Here is a 17236-nt window from a genome sequence, read left to right as displayed (position 1 = left end):
CGGCCTCCCCGTCCCGCTCCTCCGCTTCCCGCCCGGCGCGACAACCTGTCGCGGCTGACAATCAGCCGCTTTGACAATGACCGGCTAACTTGTATACTAGTATGCACAAAGCGACGCTCCGGCTGTCGCTTCAACGAAATTGACTGCCGCTGAAACATGCCCGATGGCGAAGGGGCGCGGCGGCGACGGGATGAAATTCGCAGGAGTGTCTTCCATGAACATCAAATCCCGGATCGACCGCATCCCCGGCGGGATGATGATCGTCCCCCTGTTCCTTGGCGCCTGCCTGAACACGCTGGCTCCCAATACGGGCAAGTTCTTCGGCTCCTTCACCAACGGCCTGATCACCGGCACGTTGCCGATTCTGTCGGTGTGGTTCTTCTGCATCGGCGCCAGCATCAGCCTGAAGGCCACCCCGCTGGTCCTGCGCAAGAGCGGCGTGCTGGTTTCGGTCAAGATCCTCACCGCGGCGCTGGCGGGCGTCATCGCCTCCTGGTTCATCCCGGCGGAGGGCATCACCTCGGGCTTCTTCTCCGGCCTGTCGGTGCTGGCGATCATCGCGGTGATGAACGACACCAACGGCGGCATGTACATGGCGCTGATGCAGCAGTACGGCACCAAGGAGGAAGCCGGCGCCTTCTGCCTGATGTGCCTGGAATCCGGGCCCTTCATGACCATGGTCACGCTGGGCATCGCCGGTCTGGCCGCCTTCCCCTGGCAGACGATGGTCGGCGCGCTGCTGCCCTTCCTGATCGGCTTCGCGCTGGGCAACCTCGACAAGGACCTGCGGGCCTTCTTCACCCAGGGCGTTTCGGTGATGGTTCCCTTCTTCGCCTTCGCGCTGGGCAACAACCTGAACTTCTCGACCATCCTCAACACCGGCCTGCTGGGCATCGTGCTGGGTCTGGGCGTCATCGCCGTCACCGGCTTCATGCTGGTGCTGGCCGACATCCTGCTGGCGAAGGGCAACGGCACGGCCGGCATCGGTGCCGCCTCCACCGCCGGGGCCGCGGTGACGGTGCCGCCGATCATCGCCTCGATCGAGCCGACCTTCGCCCCGGTCGCTCCGTCCGCCACGGCGCTGATCGCCACCAGCGTCGTCGTCACCGCCCTGCTGACGCCGCCGCTGACCGCATGGTGGGCGCGCCGGTTCGGCGTGCTGTCGCCCCGCTATCGGGCGGCCGAGGCGGCGAGGCTGTCCCAGCCGGTGGGGATCGCCCCGGCCGAATAAGGACGTGGGTTGTAAAAAAGGCCGCCGGCGGGTTCCCCCTCCCGGCGGCCTTTTTTGTTACTGCTTCTGGGCCGGTGCGGCGTTGTGGGTGTGGCCGGCGTCGGCAGCCCCCATATTGTGGCCTTCGGCCGGGGGCGCGGCCTGCCCGGCCGCCTCGACGGCGATCTCGACCTCGACGGTGCCGGCCTTCTCGAAGCGCAGGGTCATCGGGATGTGGGCGCCCTTCACCAGCGGCTGCTTGAGGCCGAGCAGCATGATGTGCAGCCCGCCCGGCGCCAGTTTCACCGCCTCGCCCGCCGGGACCGGGATGCCGCCGGCGACTTCGCGCATCTTCATCACGCCGTTCTCGTTCAGATGGGTGTGCAGTTCGGCCTTCTCCGCCGCGGGGGTGGAGGCGCCGACCAGACGGTCTTCCGTCGTTCCGGTGTTCGTCAGCGACAGATAGGCGCCGCCATTCGGCGCGGACGGCGCAGTGGCACGGGCCCAGGGGTGGCCGATCTCGATTGCACCGGCCTTGAAGCCGTGGGCCAGGGCGGTGCCGGCACCGAACAGGGCGATGGCTGCGGCGATGCCGAGAATGCGCTTCATGGACTCTTCTCCTGGAATGCGGATGCGAAGAACAGGGGATGGCCGCCACGGCGAACGACGCCGCAGGGCTCGTGGGTAGGGGGCGTGCACCGGGCACGCTGTGCTGCGGCGGTCGGGACGCGGCAATCCGCACAGGGATCGGGTGTGGCGACCGGCAGCGGCGATGATTCAAAGCCGGAGGAAAATCAGGCGAGCGGTGGGGGAGCCCGCGCTTGGAGGGTCGACAGGAACCAGCCGCTGGCGACATGCTCGGCCGGCAGCAGGTGGGTGTCGCGGTTCATGGCAAGAGCGGGGCCGACCGCCAGCGGCGGTGGCGGCAAGGCCAACCCGGTCACCAGTGGGCAGAGCGGGCAATGGCCGGTTCCGGACGGTGCTTGGTCCGGCGACTTCCCATGATCGCCGTCATGGGGGATCGCGAAATCGGCCGCAGCAGCCTGGATGGTGGTCAGGCCGCCGGAGGAGCAGATCGCCAGGGACACGGTCTCCCCGGCCTGGGCGATCCCGCCGCTCATCAGGGGCATCCAGCCCCAGGCGATGACCTGCAGCAAAAGGGCAGCCATCCCGGCCACAAGGCCGAGCCGCCGCACCCGCCGCATTGTCATCCGACCGAAAGCCATCCGGCTTCGACACCCTCTGCAAACGCCGGGCGTTCCCGGCAAGGATGCGGCCACGATAGCGCAGCGTTCGTGAACGGACGAGCGGCAAATGGACCCACAGGCCGCGCAGGGTCGGCCCGTTGTCTCAGGCCAGCAGGCGGAAGGCCGGCTCCGGCCGGGACAGCAGGTCGCGGCGCAGCGCCTCGATGGTGGCGTCGTCGCGGGCGGCGCGGGGAACGGCCACCGGCACCTCCGCCACCACCCGGCCGGGCGAAGGCGCCAGCAGGAGAATCCGGTCGGCCAGAGCCAACGCCTCGCGCAGATTGTGGGTGACCAGCAGGACGGTGGTCGGCCGCCGGTCCAGCAAGTCCGACAGCAGCCCGCGCAGCCGCAGCGCCGTCGGCTCGTCCAGCGACACGAACGGCTCGTCCATCAGCAGCAGGTCCGGCTCCACCACGAAGGCGCGGGCGAGCGCCACCCGCCGCGCCATGCCCAGCGACAGCTGGGTCGGGAAGCGGTCGGCGAAGGGCGACAGCTCCAGCGCCTCCAGCATGGCGTCGACCGCCGGTCCGCGCCGCTGCGCCCACGGCAAAACCAGCGCCAGATTCTGTCGCACTGTGCGCCAGGGCAGCAGGCGCGGCTCCTGGAAGACATAGCCTATGCGGGCCGGCCCGCCGTCCGGCCGCGGTCCGACCTCCACCCTGCCGTCGAAGGCGCGGTCCAGCCCGGCGACGATGCCGAGCGCCGTCGTCTTGCCGCAGCCGCTGGGGCCGACCAGCGCCACGACCTCTCCCGCCGCGGCCGACAGGGTCAGGCCACGCACCGCCTCTACCGCGCCGAAGCGCCTGGAGCGGATCTCAAGCGTCAGCGGGCATCCGCCGCCAACGCTGGCAATGCCGCTCGGCCGGCTGGAGGACGCCGTATTCCAGAAGCTGGACCACGGCCACGAACGCGATGGTGTAAGCCAGGATTCCTGCGACATCGAAGGTCTGAAAAAGGAGGTTGATCTGGAATCCGACACCGTCGCTGCGGCCCAGCAGTTCGACCACCAGCACGATCTTCCAGATCAGCGCCAGGCCGGACCGCGCAGCCGCGGCGATGGTGGGGGTGAGTTGCGGCAGCAGCACATGGCGAAGCCGGTCCGCGGGCGACAGGCGGTAGACGCGGGCCATGTCGACCAGCCCCTCGTCGATGGCGCGGGCGCCGGCCCGCACCAGCACCACCGTGTTGGGAATCTTGTTGATGGCGACGGCGCCGATGGCCGCCGCCTCGGTCAGGCCGAACCAGACATAGGCCAGCACGATGACCACCAGCGCCGGCAGGTTCAGGAAGAAGACCAGCCAGGGGCCGAACAGCCGGTCGATGAAGGGCGAGCGCCCCATCGGCAGGCCGATGCCGACGCCGATGGACATGGCGAGCGCGAAGGCCGCCAGAACCCGCAGCAGCGTGACGCCCATATGACGGAACAGCGCCCCGCTCTCCGCCTCGCGCAGCAGGGCCTGCGCCACCACCGGCGGTCCCGGCAGCAGGCGCCCGCCGACGATCAAGGCCGCGGCCTGCCACAGCGCCAGCAGCAGCAGGATCGATACAACCGGCATCAGGGCAGGCATCGGGGCGCGGCGCACCGGCTATGCCCCGCCGGTCCAGAAAGTGCCGGGCGCGATGGCGGGTGCGTCGCCGACCAGTTCCCGTCCGCCCAGCCTTGCCATCAGCGCGTAAAGTTTCGCGGCCCCTGCCCGCTCCTCCTCCGTCCAGCGGCGCGGGATGCCGTCGCGGTAGCGGTCGCGCAGCGTGCGGAAGGTGGCGTCATCCTCCGCCTGCATCAGCGGGGCGAGCCGCTGCCATGCCGCGTCGGACTGCGCCAGCAGAGCTTTCGCCTGACCGGTGGCGGCCTGGAAGCCGGCAAGGGCGGCCGGGTTGGCGCGCGCCCACTCCTCGCGGAAGACATAGCCGATGGACGGCACCGTCGCCGGCTGGCCCAACGCTTCCAGCATGTCGGCCACGGTCATCGACACCCGCATGCCCTTCGCCTCCAGCCGGGCGGCGAAGGGCCAATAGGTCAGCACGGCATCCAGATCGCCGTCGGCGACCTTGCTGTTCAGCAGGGGCGGAGCGGCGAAGAAGGGCTGCGCATCGCGGTCGAGCGACAGCCCGTGCCGGTCGGCCGCCAACGCCTTCAGCAGAAGCCAGCTTTTGTCGAGCGGACTGCCGGCGACACCGATGCGCTTGCCCCGCAGATCGCCGACTCCGGCGATCTTCGAGCCGGCGGGAACCACCAGCGCGCCCACGGCGGTCGAATAGGGGATGAAGCACAGCGCTTCCCCTTTGCTGCGCATCCGCGACACCCACAGCCAGTCGGAAACGATGATCTCCACAGCACCGGCCTGGAGCGCCACCTGAGTGGCGGGGTTGCCAGCCAGCTCGACCAGTTGCAGGTCGATCCCGGCCTGCCTGTCGAAGCCGTTGGCGCGGACGGTGTCGAGTTCCCAACTGACCGTGCCGAATTTCAGCACCCCGGCGCGGACGGCCGGACGGCTGGCGGCGGAATCGGAAGCCGCGGCGGTCCGGACCAGTCCCGACGCCAGAAGCGCGCCGGCCGCCAGCAAGGTCGTCCGTCTGCTACAGCCTGCCGCCATGTTCCCCGTCCGCTCATCTTTTGGACTGCCAGCTTAAGGGGATCTTAGATGGTTCGTATATTCAACGATAGGAGGATAAGGGGGGTAGCGCCGGCTGGAGGGTCGGTGGTGTCACAGCCCCAGATAGGCCTGTTTCACCGCCGGGTCGGCCAGCAGCGCCTCGCCCGTTCCCGACAGGACGACGCGGCCATTCTCCAGCACGTAAGCGGACTGGGCGATGCGCAGGGAGGCCGCGACATTCTGTTCGACCAGAATGATCGTCATGCCCTCGGCGGCCAGCGAGCGGATGATGCGGAACAGCTCCTGCACCAGGGCGGGCGACAGGCCGAGCGAGGGCTCGTCGAACATGATGAGGTCCGGCTTGCCCATCAGGCAACGGCCGATGGCCAGCATCTGCTGCTCGCCGCCGGACAGGGTGCCGGCCGCCTGATCCAGCCTTTCGCGCAGGCGCGGGAACAGGTCCAGCACGCGGTCGTAGGTCTGGCGTGCGCCGGCGCGGGCGCGCGGGATGACGGCGCCCATCTCCAGATTCTCGCGGACGCTCAGCGTCGGGAAGATCTGCCGTCCCTCCGCCACCTGCCCGACGCCGAGGTCGCAGACGACATGGCTGGGCAGGCCGGCGATCTCGCGGTCCTTGAAGCGGATGCTGCCGCGCGCCGGCTTCAGGATTCCGGCGATGGCCCGGATCAGCGAGGTCTTGCCTGCCCCGTTGGCGCCGACGATGGCGGTGGTCTGCCCCGCCGCCACCTGCAACGTGACGCCGTCGAGCGCCTGGGCGTCACCATAGTACAGGTCGAGATCGGATACGGTCAGCATGGCGGCAGGGGTCCAGACAGGCGCGGAGTTGCGCCCTCTATAGCGCGATCATTTCAGGAAGAATACCGCGCTCATCACCAGCCCGACGGCGATGATGCCGGCGCGCAGCACGGGCTTCGGAATCCGGCGGCCCAGACGGGCGCCGACATAGCCGCCAGCGACCGCCGCGACCGTCATCAGCAGCGCCTTCGGCCATTCGACCGCTCCGCCGGCGGCGTACGCCACCACGGCGATGGCGGTCAGCACGGCCGAGAACAGGTTCTTCAGCCCGTTCATGGCGTTCAGGTCGGTCATGCCGAACAGGCTCAGCTGCGCCAGCAGGAGGATGCCGAGCCCGCCGTTGAAATAGCCGCCATAGACCGAGACGGCGAACAGCGTGCCCAGCATCGCCCCGTTGCCGTGCAGTCCCAGGCTGCGCAGACGCTGCGCCAGCATGGTGCCGAAGGCGAACAGACCGGTCGCCAGCAGCAGCAGCCATGGCACGATGCCGCGGAACACCGAATCCGGCGTCACCAGCAGCAGCCCGGCCCCGGCCAGACCGCCGACCAGACTGACCGCCGACAGCAGCGGCAGGCTGAGCGTGCCGACCGGCGTCAGATCCTGACGATAGCCGTAGACCCCGCTGGCATAGCCGGGCAGCAGGGCGACCGTGCCGGTGGCGTTGGCGGCGACCGGCGGCACCCCGGCATAGATCAGGGCCGGCAGGGTCAGGAAACTTCCCCCGCCGGCAACGGCATTCATCGCCCCGGCGAAAAATGCCGCAGCCAATAAAATAAATTCGATCATGATATTACGAGCGGTTCCTCAACTCCCGGCGAATGATCTTGCCGGTGGTGGTCATGGGAAGGCTTTCCATGAATTCGATGGCGCGCGGATATTCGTGGGCGGCCAGCCGGGTCTTAACATGCTCCTGGATGGAGGCGACCAGCGCATCGTCCGGCGTCACACCCTCCTGCAGGACGACGAAGGCCTTGACGATTTCCGTGCGCAGCGGATCGGGCACGCCAACCACGGCCGCCATGCGGACGGCGGGGTGGCCGATCAGGCAATCCTCGATCTCGCCGGGGCCGATGCGGTAGCCGGCCGAGGTGATGACATCGTCGTCGCGCCCGACGAAGCGGATGTAGCCGTCCTCGTCCAACTCGCCCTGGTCGCCGGTGACCAGCCAGTCGCCGATGAATTTGGCGGCGGTGGCGGCGGGGTTGTTCCAATAGCCGAGGAACATCACCGGATCCGGCCGGTGTACCGCGATCAGGCCGAGTTGCCCCGGCGCCATGCGGTTGCCCTCGCCGTCGATCACCGCCACGTCATGGCCGGGGACCGGGCGGCCCATGATTCCGGGCTTCGGCGCCATCAGCGTGGCGGCCGAGGAGACGATCATGTTGCACTCGGTCTGGCCATAGAACTCGTTGATCGTCACGCCGAAGGTCTCGCGCCCCCAGTCGAGCAGCCCGGCGCCCAGGGTCTCGCCGCCGCTGGCGACCGATCTCATGTCGATGGCATGGCGCGCCCGCGGGTTCTTCACCGCCCGCATCATCTTCAGCGCGGTCGGTGGCAGGAAGGCGTTGCGCACCTTGAACTCGGCCAGCAGGGCGAAGGCGGCCTCGGCGTCGAATTTTTCGAAGCGGTGGGACACCACCGTCACGCCATGGTGCCAGGCCGGCAGCAGCACGTCGAGCAGACCGCCGATCCACGCCCAGTCGGCCGGTGTCCAGATGCGGTCGTCCGGCTGCGGGAACAGGTCGTGCGACATCTCCACGCCCGGCAGATGGCCCAGCAGCACCCGGTGGGCATGCAGCGCCCCCTTGGGCTGGCCGGTGGTGCCGGAGGTGTAGATGATCAACGCCGGGTCGTCCGGGCCGGTGTCGGCCGGGGTGAAGCTATCGGATGCCGCATCGCACAGCCCGTGCCAGTCGAGGCAGCCCGGCCCCGACCCGTCGATGCGGTAGACGGCGCGGAGTTCCGGCAGGCGGTCGCGGATCTGGGCGATCTTGGCGGCGCCCACCGCATCGGTGACCACGGCGCGGGCGCCGCAATTGGCCAGCCGGTATTCCAGTGCCTCCACCCCGAACAGCGAGAACAGCGGAACGGCGATGCCGCCCAGCTTGTAGACCGCCACGTGGCTGATTGCGGTTTCCGGCGCCTGGGGCAGCAGGATGCCGACCCGGTCGCCGCGCACCACGCCCTGCGCCGTCAATGCGTTGGCAAAGCGGTTGGACAGGGCGCGGATGTCGGAGAACCGGTATTCCTCGACCCCGCCGTCGCGCCGCTTGTTGATCAGGGCGATGCGGTCCGGCTCCGCCTCCGCCCAGCGGTCGCAGACGTCGACGCCAATGTTGTAGCGGTCGGGCACGCGCCAGGCGAAGGCGCGGGACACCCCTTCCCAGCTGTCCGCGTTGGGCAGCATGTTCGTTCCCTCCCAAGGGTTTGTCGTCGATTCCTTTGTGGAACCGTTGGGTCGATCATAGGAGCAACCGAGGCACCGCGTCACGCATCGGGAATAAGATGCGGGTCAGCCATGTTGATGGCGTCAGGAACGAACGGTTTCGTGTCGATCCCAACAGGACCCAACAGGACGAGAGCCACCATGAAAGCCAGCCCCTTCCTCGCCGCCGCGCTGTCCGCCAGCCTGCTCGCGGCCCCGCTCGCCGGCTGCGCCCAGCCCGGCTACAGCGACTCCTATGGCGGCGTCAGCGCCAACAAGCAGACGGCCGGCACCGTGCTGGGCGGCGTGGTCGGCGGTTTGGCAGGCTCGCGCTTCGGCGGCGGCAGCGGCAAGCTGGTGGCGGTGGGCGTCGGCACGCTGCTGGGTGCGGCGCTGGGCAATGCAGCCGGCGCCTCGCTCGACCGTGCCGACCAGAATTATGCCCAGCAGGCAGCGGTCAACGCCTACAGCGCGCCGACCGGCAGCACCGTGCGCTGGAACAACCCGGAGACCGGCAATTACGGCACCTACACCCCCGTGCGCGAGGGGACCGGGCCGCAGGGCCAGCTCTGCCGCGAATACCAGACGACCATCGTCGTCCAGGGCCGCACCCAGCAGGGCTTCGGCACTGCCTGTCAGCAGGCGGACGGCACTTGGCGGGTGGTCAGCTGACGCAAGCGGCCGGCGGTAAAACCTCAGGCGAGCGCCGTCCGACGCCGGGCGGCGCTGCCCGATTTGGGGGCGGGGCCGGTGAGGGCGCAAGCGATGCGCACCGCTCCCTCTCCATCCAGCGCCAATTTCGCGGCGGCATCCTGCATCCGCTGCCGCTGTTCCGCATCGGCCCATAGAGCGAGCGCTCGCTCGGCTATGATCCCAGCCGCTTCGGTCGGTTGGCGGCCACGGGCATCCACGGCACTGCTCCAGCCGAGTTCCGCGGCATCGCTGCTCGCCGTCGCCTGATTGTCGGCGGTGACCACCAGCAGGGTCGGCACCGCCAGGACCGCCAGTTCGCCCATGGTGCCGCCGCCGGCCGACACCGCCAGCCCGCTTTCCGCCATCAGCGCGCCCATTCGCGGACAATCGATCTCCACGGCAAGCCCATCGCCGGCAAGCCCTGCCACCTCCGCCGCGCGCGGATTGCTGCCGCCGACGATGGCGACGATCCGGCAGCCGTCGGGCCGCCGCTTTGCCAACGCTTCCAGGACCGGGCCGGTCAACCCCAGCGGGTCGGAACCGCCGAAGGTCACCAGCAGCACCGGGCGTTCGGCGATGCCGAGCCGTTGCGCCTGTGCCGCCAGCCGCACCTCCCGCCGCAGCGGGGCATAGCCGGGGCCGAGCAGCAGGACGGCGCCGGGCGCCATCGCGTCATAGGGAAGGGCGGCGGCCTGCGGTGCCGCATTGACGACGAGGTCGGCGTGCAGCGGCGTGCCGTCGCCCAGGTCGTCCCAGGCCAGCACCCGTGCGCCCGCCGCCTGAAGCCCTGCGCGGTAGGCCTCGCCGAAGCGGTAGCCGTCGAGCATCACCGCGCTGCCATGTTCCCGCCGCAGCAGCGAGCGGGTGGCGGCCAGATCCGCCGCCTCTCCCACCGGGCCGGCGATGGAGACATGGCGGAAGCCGTCGGAGGTCAGGCGGCGGTCGATGGCGGGCGTGGATTCCACGGCGGCGAACAGCGCCTCGTGCCCCTGGTCGCGCAGCGCTTCCGCCACGGCGAGACAGCGCATGACATGGCCGGTGCCGATGGTCGGCGAGGCGTCGGCACGGATGAGGATGACGGCCATGGCGCGGGTCCGTAAGAGACGGCGTGGCTGTCCTACCACGGCACGCGGGATCGGGGTGGCCAGCATCTTGGCCCGGCACTTTGCACCTGTCCAGCGACAGACCGGGGGCGTGCGGGGGTAAATTGCGGCCCCCGGGACGGCACGTCGGGAGTCCCCCTCAGGACTCCCGGCCGGCAATGACGCTGGCGGCGGTGGCGAGGCTTTCCGGCGTGCCGATGTCGAGGAAGCGGGCCTTGGCGACATGGGCGTTCAGCGTGCCGGCCGGCAGCTTTTCCAGCACGTCGCGTTCCAGCGACACCGCACCCGACGCGACAAAGCGGTCGAGGAAGGCGGCGGAAAACAGATAGACCCCGGCATTGATGGTGCCCGCTCCCGGCGCCTTGTCCAGAAAGCGGCGGACGCGGCTGTCGGGACCGATCTCCACCCGTACGAAGCGGGATGCGTCCTCCACCGTCACGCAGAGCACCGACGCCTCCGCCCCCGACAGCCGGTGCGAGGCGATGAAGGCGCGCAGGTCTGCGTCCAGGAAGGTGTCGCCGTTCACCACAAGGATGGTGCTGCTTCGCAACTCCTTGCGGACATAGCCGAGCGCGCCTGCGGTGCCGAGCGGGCGCGGTTCGATCTGGCAGACCACGTCGATGGTGCCGGCCGAATCCCCGCGGGCGAGCCAGGCCGTCACCCGGTCGGCCAGATGGCCCAGGCACAGCACCACGCGGCGCGACCCGTAGGTGGACAGATAATCGAGCAGGTGACCGAGGAAGGCGCGGCCCGCAATCGGTGCCAGGACCTTCGGCGTGTCACCCAAAACGCCCCGGATGCGCGTGCCGAGCCCGCCGGCGAGCACCGCGACGTCTATGTTGGCAAGAGCGTCCTCAGACCGCACCGACCGTCCTTTCGCTGAAGTCCCGCTGTCGTCATTCGGCTTGCCGAAGCAGCTTACGACGGAGCGGGCGCCGGGTCATCCACCCTGCGCGGGACCCGGCGGCCATAGTCGATAATGGGCGCGCTCGGGAATCGCAATGCGGAATTGCGCCGAATCATTCACTCTCCGAGGATCACCCCGACTGGGAGCAGCCGTCAGCCAGTCGGCGCAGGCGCTGCGCGACTGTAGCAAGGGCGGCGTCATGGTCGCCGGACCGGCCGATCAGCGACATCGTCGGGAACCAGGGCCGCACCGCCGTTCCCAGGACCGACCAGTCCCCGGCCCCGGCGATCCGCCAGACCGGCACGCCGAGCGCCGCGGCCAGTTCCCCCACTGCGGTCGGTGCGGATATGACCAGATCCAGGCCGGACATGAGCGCCGCCACCCCGTCCAGATCGTTGCGTTGGTCCAGATCGGGCCAGTGATGCAGGGCGGTGCCGAAGCGGTGCAGGGCCTCCTCCCGCTCCGCGTCGTGTCCGTCATATTGCAGGCTGACGAAGGCGATGCCGGGGACGCTGAAGACCGGTGACCATTGTGTGATCCGGCTGTAGGCGCCGGCCCGGTCCGCCGTCATCCGGCTGCTGCGCCAGCAGATGCCGACCCGCAAGCCAGGGCCGAGCGTCGCCAGCCTCCCGCGCCAACCCGCCGCCAGCCCGGGATCGGCGGTGAGCAGCGGGCTGTCCGCGCGGAACCGCCGCAAATCCGGCCGCAGCCGTGCCGCGACGCTGCCCAGCGGCGCGTGGCAATCGGCATCCCGCGGATCCGCGCTGGGCGCCCGGACCTCTGCCGCCGGCAGGGCGCGGGCGAAGAGCCCGGCAAGGCGCGGGTCGCATTCGACGATGACCCTTCCCGCCTGACCGAGCAGATCGGGCAGCGCCGTGCCGAACAGGATCTCGTCGCCCAACCCCTGCTCTCCCCAAACCAGGATGCGGCGGCCGGCCAGCGGCTCTCCCTGCCATTCGGGGAGATCGAGGCGGCGGGACACGGCGTCGCCGGTGGCGAAGCGGTGGGCATAGTCGGCCCAGCCGCCGCCGAGATCACCGTCGGCCAGCCGCAGCAGGGCCCGGTTCATCAATGCCTCGGCCCGGCCTGGGGCCAGCCTCAGCGTGCGGTCGGCCAACAGGGCGGCGAGCCGGCGCTCCCCCCGCATCAGCAGCGTGTGGCCGTGGTTGACCAGCACATCCGGCAGATCGGGGGCGAGCGCCATCGCATGGCGGTGGGCGTACAGCGCGTCGTCCCAGCGCCCGAGCCCGGCCAACGCCATGCCCAGGTTCGACCAGCCCTTGGGCGATGCCGGGACGAGGCGCAGCGACCGGCGGGAGTGGCGGGCGGCCTCGGCGAAGCGCCCCAGTCCTTTCGCAGCCGCACCGGCCGTGGTCAGCACCCCGGCAAGGGCCGGTGCCAGGGCCGCCGCACGGGTGCAGGCGTTTGCCGCCTCGGCGAAGCGGCGGGCGGCGAGCAGCGCTGCGGCGAGGTTGCCCCAGCTTTCCGCCTGCGCTGGGCGCAGCCGGACGGTGCGGCGGTGCAGCGTGGCGGCCTCGGGCGCCGCGGCATCGGCCTGGAGCGCCACGCCGAGATTGCCCAGCGCTTCGGCAAAGGCCGGGTTCAGCGCCACCGCAAGCCGGTGCCAGCGGATGGCGGCCTTGACTTGGCCGAGCCGAAGCAGGGTCAGGCCGCCGTTGGTCCAGGCTGCCGGCTGGGTCGGAGCCATGGCGACGGCCTGCCGGTGCAGCATTTCGGCCTTTGCAAACTGGCCTTGCCGGTGCAGAGCGACCGCCTGCGCCGCCAGCCTCTCGCCATCCGGGATAGTTCCTCTCCCCCAGCCCTCTCCCCGGGGGGGAGGCGGTATCCGTTGGGGGGAAAGGGATCGCAGCGCACGCGCCATGTCGGCCATCGTCGCCGACAGTGGTTTGCCGGGGCTGGGCTGGAACAGCCGCATCGACGGATACCAGGGGCGCACGCCGGCTCCCAGCTGCGTCCAGTCGCGGGTGCCGAAGCGCCAGACCGGGGTGCCCAGCGCTCCAGCCAGTTCGCCGATCGACATGGCGGGCGAGATGACGAGGTCCAGACCGGCGATCAGGGCGGCGACGCCGTCGAAATCGTCCTTGCGGTCTAGCTCGTCCCAACGGTGCAGGCGGATGCCGAAGCGCCTCTCGGCCTGCCGCACCTCCTCCTCCACCTCCCCATACTGCAACAAAACCCATTGGATGCCGGACAGTGCGAACAGCGGCGCCCAGGCGTCCAGCGGCAGATAGGCGGCGCTGCGTTCGGACGTCATCATCTGGCTGCGCCAGCCGATGCCGATGCGCAGCCCCGGACCGAGGGCCGCCAGCCGTCCGCGCCACCGCTCCACCAGCCCGGCATCGGGCACCAGCCAGGATGGCCGCGGCGGGAAATCAGCCAGCCGGCGGCGGAGGACGCGGGGCAAGGACCCCATCGGCACGTGGCGGTCATAGTCCGGAATCGTCATCGCCTCCTGCCCCTGCCCGTCCATCGCCTCCGCCCGCACCCTCAGGCTGGGGAAGGAACGGGCGAACAGCGGGACAAGACGGCGGTCGATCTCCAGAATGGTGGAGACGGCCCGTCCGGCCAGCTCCGGGCAGAGGGCGGAGAACAGGATGGTGTCGCCCACACCCTGCTCCCCCCAGATCATCAGGCGTCGGCCGGTCAGATCCTCGCCACGCCATGCCGGGGCACGGGGCCGGCGCCCCTGTCCGACCTGACCCGATCCGAAACGCCAGGCATAGCCGTGCCAGCCCCGGTCGAGATCGCCGCCCTCCAGCCGCAGCAGGCCCTTGTTGAAGTGGGACAGCGAGAGGTCCGGCCGCAGGATCAGCGCCCGGTCGTAGCAGCGCTCCGCCTCCCCGCTGTCGCCCAGCCGCTGGCAGGCCAGCCCCAGATTGCTCCACGCCTCGCCATAAGCAGGGTCGAGCGCCAGGGCGCTGCGGTAACAGTTCGCCGCGCCGGCATAGTCGTGCCGGCCCTGGCGCAGATGGCCCAGATTGTTGCGGGACGGCGCCTCCAGCGGGGCAAGGCGGATGGCGCGGCGCTGCGACCGTTCGGCTTCGGCGAAACGCTCGGCGCTGCGAAGGGCGTTGCCCAGGTTCGTGTGGGTCTCCGCCAGCACCGGGTCCAGCGCCAAGGCCGTATGCCATGCCCTCCAGGCGTCGGCGGTGCGGCCGGCGGCGTGGCGGGCATTGCCCAGATTGTTCCAGGCGCCGGCGAAGTCCGGCCGGTGATGGACTGCCTGCCGGTGCAGGGCCTCCGCCTCGGCTGGGCGGCCTTGGGCGGTGCGGACGCTGCCGAGATTGTCCAGCGCGTCGACATGGTCAAGCTGAATGGCCGTGACCGCGTCGAAGCAGGTCGCGGCGTCTTCCAGCTGACCGAGAGCTTTAAGACACAGCCCCAAGCCATTGAGGCAGAACGGATCGCGCGGGTCGAGCCGCAGGGCATCGGCGTAGCGTTCCGCCGCGGCCTCCATCCGCCCGGCGGCGTGGAGTGCGGCCGCCAGAGCGGACAAGGCCGAGGCATCGGTGGCCCCTCCGCCCAATGTCGAGGCCATCCGCAAGGCCTCGGCGGCCTCGTCCAACCGGCCGAGCTGGCGCAGGCTGACGGCCCGGTTGGTCCAGGGACGGGGATCGCCCGGCAGCAGATCCGCGGCTCGTGTGTGGGACGCCAACGCTTCGTCCGCCCGCCCAAGACCTTGCAGGGCAGCGCCGAGATTAAGGTGCGCGTCGGCCAGATCGGGTGACAGCCGGGCGGCCTCCGCATAATGGTCCGCCGCCTCCGCCAAACGCCCTTGCGCCGCCAGCACAAGGCCGAGATTGAAATGGGCGCCGACATGGCTGTGATCGCGCTCCAACGCCCGTCGCTGCGCTGCTTCGGCTTCTGCGAGCTTGTCCAGACGTTGCAGAGCGATCCCGAGATTGGCGTGATAGTCCGCCACTTCGGGAGCCAGATCGACAGCTTTGGAAATCAGATCAACGGCTTGAAGGTTTTCGTTGCGCTGGTGGTTGAGAACGCCGAGCAGATGCAGGGCGTCTGCATGGAGCGGCTCAGCCTGCAATACCCGTCGATACAGAGGCTCCGCAGCGTCCAGCGCTCCATGCTGGTGATGGCGCAGCGCCTCGGCAAACCAGTCGGCAGTGTTCATAGATCACCTGCGGAAAGTCTGTTAAGCAGGTGAATCGCCTTTTGTATCGCGTCTTTAATGCTATCGCCGGCATCCGGCTGGATGCAGCGCATGGAGGGAAACCAGGGTCGGACGTCGGTGCCGAGTTGGGTCCAGTCACGGCGGCCCAGACGCCAAACCGGAGTGCCGAGCGCAGCCGCCATCTCCCCAGCGGACGATGCCACCGTGACCACAAGGTCGAGGTTCGCCATGAGGGCGGCGGTACCCTCCAGATCGGCGATCTGGTCAAGGTCGGGCCAGCGGTGGACGCACACGCCCAGGCGCTCCTCGATGGCCGCGATCTCCGCTTCCCGCCCGTCATATTGCAGGCTGACCGCATGCAGGCCGGGCAGGCGCAGCAGGGGCGCCCAATCCTCCAACTCCGTATAGGACTGGCGACGTTCGGTGGTGAGTCGCTGGCTGGTCCAGGCAATGCCGATTTTCAAACCGGGACCGAATGCCTCCAGACGCGACCGCCATGCTGCGACCTGCAGCGGGTCGGGCTTCAGCCAGCCGGCGGGCGGCGGCGGCACGGGGGCGGTCCGCCAGAGCAGGCGTGGCAAGGAGCCGAAGCCCAGATGGCAGTCTGCATCGGCTGGCCTTCGCGTCGGCCCCCGCACCGTGGTGCCGGGGAAGGAGCGCTGGAACAGCGGGACCAGCCGCGGCTCGCATTCGACGATGGTGCCGGGAAAGCGGGCCAGGGCCTCCGGCAGCAGTGCGCCGAACATCAGCTCGTCGCCCAGCCCCTGTTCGGCCCACAGCAACAGACGGCGCCCGGCGAGGTCGCCACCGTCCCATTCCGGGATATTGAAGGGATGCTTCGGTTTCAGGCGGCCGGACTCGAAGCGGACGGCGTAGTCTTCCCACCCCTCCGCAAGCCGGCCCTGCCGCAGGCGCAGGATGGCCCGGTTGAAGCGGGCAAGCGCCTGCGCCGGATCGGCCTCCAGGGCTTGGGTGAATTCCTGCTCGGCAGCCGCATCGTCGCCGAGATCTTGAAGGGCGAGCGCCAGATTGGTTTGGGCGGCGGCATAGCCCGGCCGCAGATCCAGCGCCCGGCTTTGCAGGTCGGCGGACTCCACGATCCGTCCTTGCAGGCGACGGACGGTGCCGAGATTGGTCATCGCTTCCGCCATCGTCGGGGCGAGCCGCAGGGCACGGGCGAAGGCCTCGCCGGCCGGGGCGATCCGGTCGGCGGATTGGAGAGCAAGGCCATGGGCGTTCCAGCCCTCGGCATCCGCCGGCTCCAGCATCAGATGGCGGCGGTGGGTTGGCAGCGCATCGGCCCCGCGGCGTTGCAGCGATCCGGCCAGGGCGAGCGCGGCCGGCGCGTGATCCGGCCGTTGGGCCAGCACGGCACGCAAGGCAGCCTCCCCCTCCTCGCTCCGCCCCAGGTCGAGCAGGGTGAGGCCGAGGGCGGCGCGCGCTTCCACCAGGGACGGGTTGGCTGCCAATGTGCGGCGCAGCAGCGGTTCCGCCTCTGCCGAGCGCCCAAGGCTGCGCAGCACGGTGCCGAGGTTGCCCTCCGCCTCCGCGTAATCGGGACGGGCGCGCAGGGCGGCACGGTAGGCGTCGGCGGCTTCCTCCGCCTTGCCCTGGGCGTTCAGCGCGTTGCCCAGCGTGTTGGCGGCTTCCGGGAACGGGCGGCGCAGGCGCAGGGCGTTGCGGGCGGCGCGTTCCGCCTCGGCCGGGCGGCCGAGCGCCTGGAGGGCGTAGGCGAGGTTGGCGTGGTAATCGGGGACGTCGCGTTTGGCCGCCACCGCCTGCCCGATCAGGTCGGCGGCGTCGGTGAAGCGGCCGGTCTGGCAGGCGATCATGCCCAGCAGGTGCAGGGCGTCCGGCTGGCGCGGTTGTGCGGCGAGCGCCTGACGATAGAGCGCTTCCGCCTCGGTCAGACGGCCGGACTGGTGCAGCGGCACGGCCTGCCCGACCAGAGCCGCGGCGTTCGCGGCGGCGTTCGCGGCGGCGTTGCCGGATTTGCGCTGGCCCGTATTGCGCTGTCCAGAATTGCGCTGGTTACTCATGCCCCGTGCCGTTCCTGTTGGCTACGGGTAAGGGATAGCACGATTCCGATGC

General features: G+C 70.0%; 14 protein-coding genes. 2 read left to right on the top strand and 12 right to left on the bottom strand.

Going from position 1 to position 17236, the window contains the following annotated elements:
* The first annotated feature begins 214 nt into the window (after window positions 1-214).
* Window positions 215-1231: a 2-keto-3-deoxygluconate transporter gene (gene kdgT, locus GBZ48_RS09410; protein ID WP_174470801.1), complete on the top strand. Its 1017-nt coding sequence runs from the start codon at window positions 215-217 to the stop codon at window positions 1229-1231.
* A gap of 57 nt (window positions 1232-1288) precedes the next feature.
* Here the strand turns inward: kdgT and GBZ48_RS09405 are convergent, their stop codons facing one another.
* The 8 genes from GBZ48_RS09405 to GBZ48_RS09370 form a co-directional block, all read right to left on the bottom strand.
* The gene (locus GBZ48_RS09405) at window positions 1289-1819 is read right to left on the bottom strand and encodes a copper chaperone PCu(A)C (protein WP_174470800.1); all 531 of its coding nucleotides are present in this window, start codon (window positions 1817-1819) and stop codon (window positions 1289-1291) included.
* Between the two features lie 185 nt (window positions 1820-2004).
* Window positions 2005-2379, bottom strand: a complete 375-nt coding sequence (locus GBZ48_RS09400) for a DUF2946 family protein (RefSeq protein ID WP_246307092.1) — start codon at window positions 2377-2379, stop codon at window positions 2005-2007.
* Window positions 2380-2560: 181 nt separating this feature from the next.
* The gene (locus tag GBZ48_RS09395; protein WP_343049494.1) at window positions 2561-3238 is read right to left on the bottom strand and encodes an ABC transporter ATP-binding protein; all 678 of its coding nucleotides are present in this window, start codon (window positions 3236-3238) and stop codon (window positions 2561-2563) included.
* Between the two features lie 34 nt (window positions 3239-3272).
* Entirely contained in the window at window positions 3273-4013 is a 741-nt protein-coding gene (locus GBZ48_RS09390) for an ABC transporter permease (protein WP_174470798.1), read from the bottom strand.
* A 30-nt stretch (window positions 4014-4043) separates the two neighbouring features.
* Window positions 4044-5051: an ABC transporter substrate-binding protein gene (locus tag GBZ48_RS09385; RefSeq protein WP_174470797.1), complete on the bottom strand. Its 1008-nt coding sequence runs from the start codon at window positions 5049-5051 to the stop codon at window positions 4044-4046.
* Window positions 5052-5162: 111 nt separating this feature from the next.
* Window positions 5163-5867, bottom strand: a complete 705-nt coding sequence (locus tag GBZ48_RS09380) for an ABC transporter ATP-binding protein (protein ID WP_174470796.1) — start codon at window positions 5865-5867, stop codon at window positions 5163-5165.
* A gap of 48 nt (window positions 5868-5915) precedes the next feature.
* Complete coding sequence (locus GBZ48_RS09375; RefSeq protein ID WP_174470795.1) at window positions 5916-6653, bottom strand: sulfite exporter TauE/SafE family protein; 738 nt, start codon at window positions 6651-6653, stop codon at window positions 5916-5918.
* Between the two features lie 4 nt (window positions 6654-6657).
* Window positions 6658-8274 carry an acyl-CoA synthetase gene (locus GBZ48_RS09370; protein WP_174470794.1) on the bottom strand — a complete coding sequence of 539 codons (1617 nt, stop codon included), beginning with the start codon at window positions 8272-8274 and terminating at the stop codon, window positions 6658-6660.
* A 180-nt stretch (window positions 8275-8454) separates the two neighbouring features.
* On the opposite strand from GBZ48_RS09370, the gene GBZ48_RS09365 reads away from it, so the two are divergent.
* Entirely contained in the window at window positions 8455-8964 is a 510-nt protein-coding gene (locus GBZ48_RS09365) for an RT0821/Lpp0805 family surface protein (RefSeq protein WP_174470793.1), read from the top strand.
* Window positions 8965-8987: 23 nt separating this feature from the next.
* On the opposite strand, the gene pseG is transcribed toward GBZ48_RS09365, so the two are convergent.
* The 4 genes from pseG to GBZ48_RS09345 all read right to left on the bottom strand — a co-directional run bounded on the left by pseG (window position 8988) and on the right by GBZ48_RS09345 (window position 17184).
* Window positions 8988-10070 (bottom strand): UDP-2,4-diacetamido-2,4,6-trideoxy-beta-L-altropyranose hydrolase, encoded by a 1083-nt coding sequence (gene pseG, locus GBZ48_RS09360; protein WP_174470792.1) that lies wholly within the window; start codon window positions 10068-10070, stop codon window positions 8988-8990.
* Between the two features lie 157 nt (window positions 10071-10227).
* Window positions 10228-10953: a sugar phosphate nucleotidyltransferase gene (locus GBZ48_RS09355; RefSeq protein ID WP_174470791.1), complete on the bottom strand. Its 726-nt coding sequence runs from the start codon at window positions 10951-10953 to the stop codon at window positions 10228-10230.
* Window positions 10954-11125: 172 nt separating this feature from the next.
* Window positions 11126-15145, bottom strand: coding sequence for a tetratricopeptide repeat protein (locus tag GBZ48_RS09350; RefSeq protein WP_174470790.1), 4020 nt, complete (start codon window positions 15143-15145; stop codon window positions 11126-11128).
* The gene (locus tag GBZ48_RS09345; RefSeq protein ID WP_174470789.1) at window positions 15142-17184 is read right to left on the bottom strand and encodes a tetratricopeptide repeat protein; all 2043 of its coding nucleotides are present in this window, start codon (window positions 17182-17184) and stop codon (window positions 15142-15144) included. The genes GBZ48_RS09350 and GBZ48_RS09345 overlap by 4 nt, the downstream gene beginning before the upstream one ends.
* Window positions 17185-17236 lie beyond the last annotated feature (52 nt).

Origin of the sequence: Azospirillum melinis, from assembly GCF_013340935.1 — a bacterium.
GTDB lineage: Bacteria > Pseudomonadota > Alphaproteobacteria > Azospirillales > Azospirillaceae > Azospirillum > Azospirillum melinis.
Note: the sequence above shows the minus strand (reverse complement) of the source record. Positions and strands in the feature narration are given on the sequence as shown.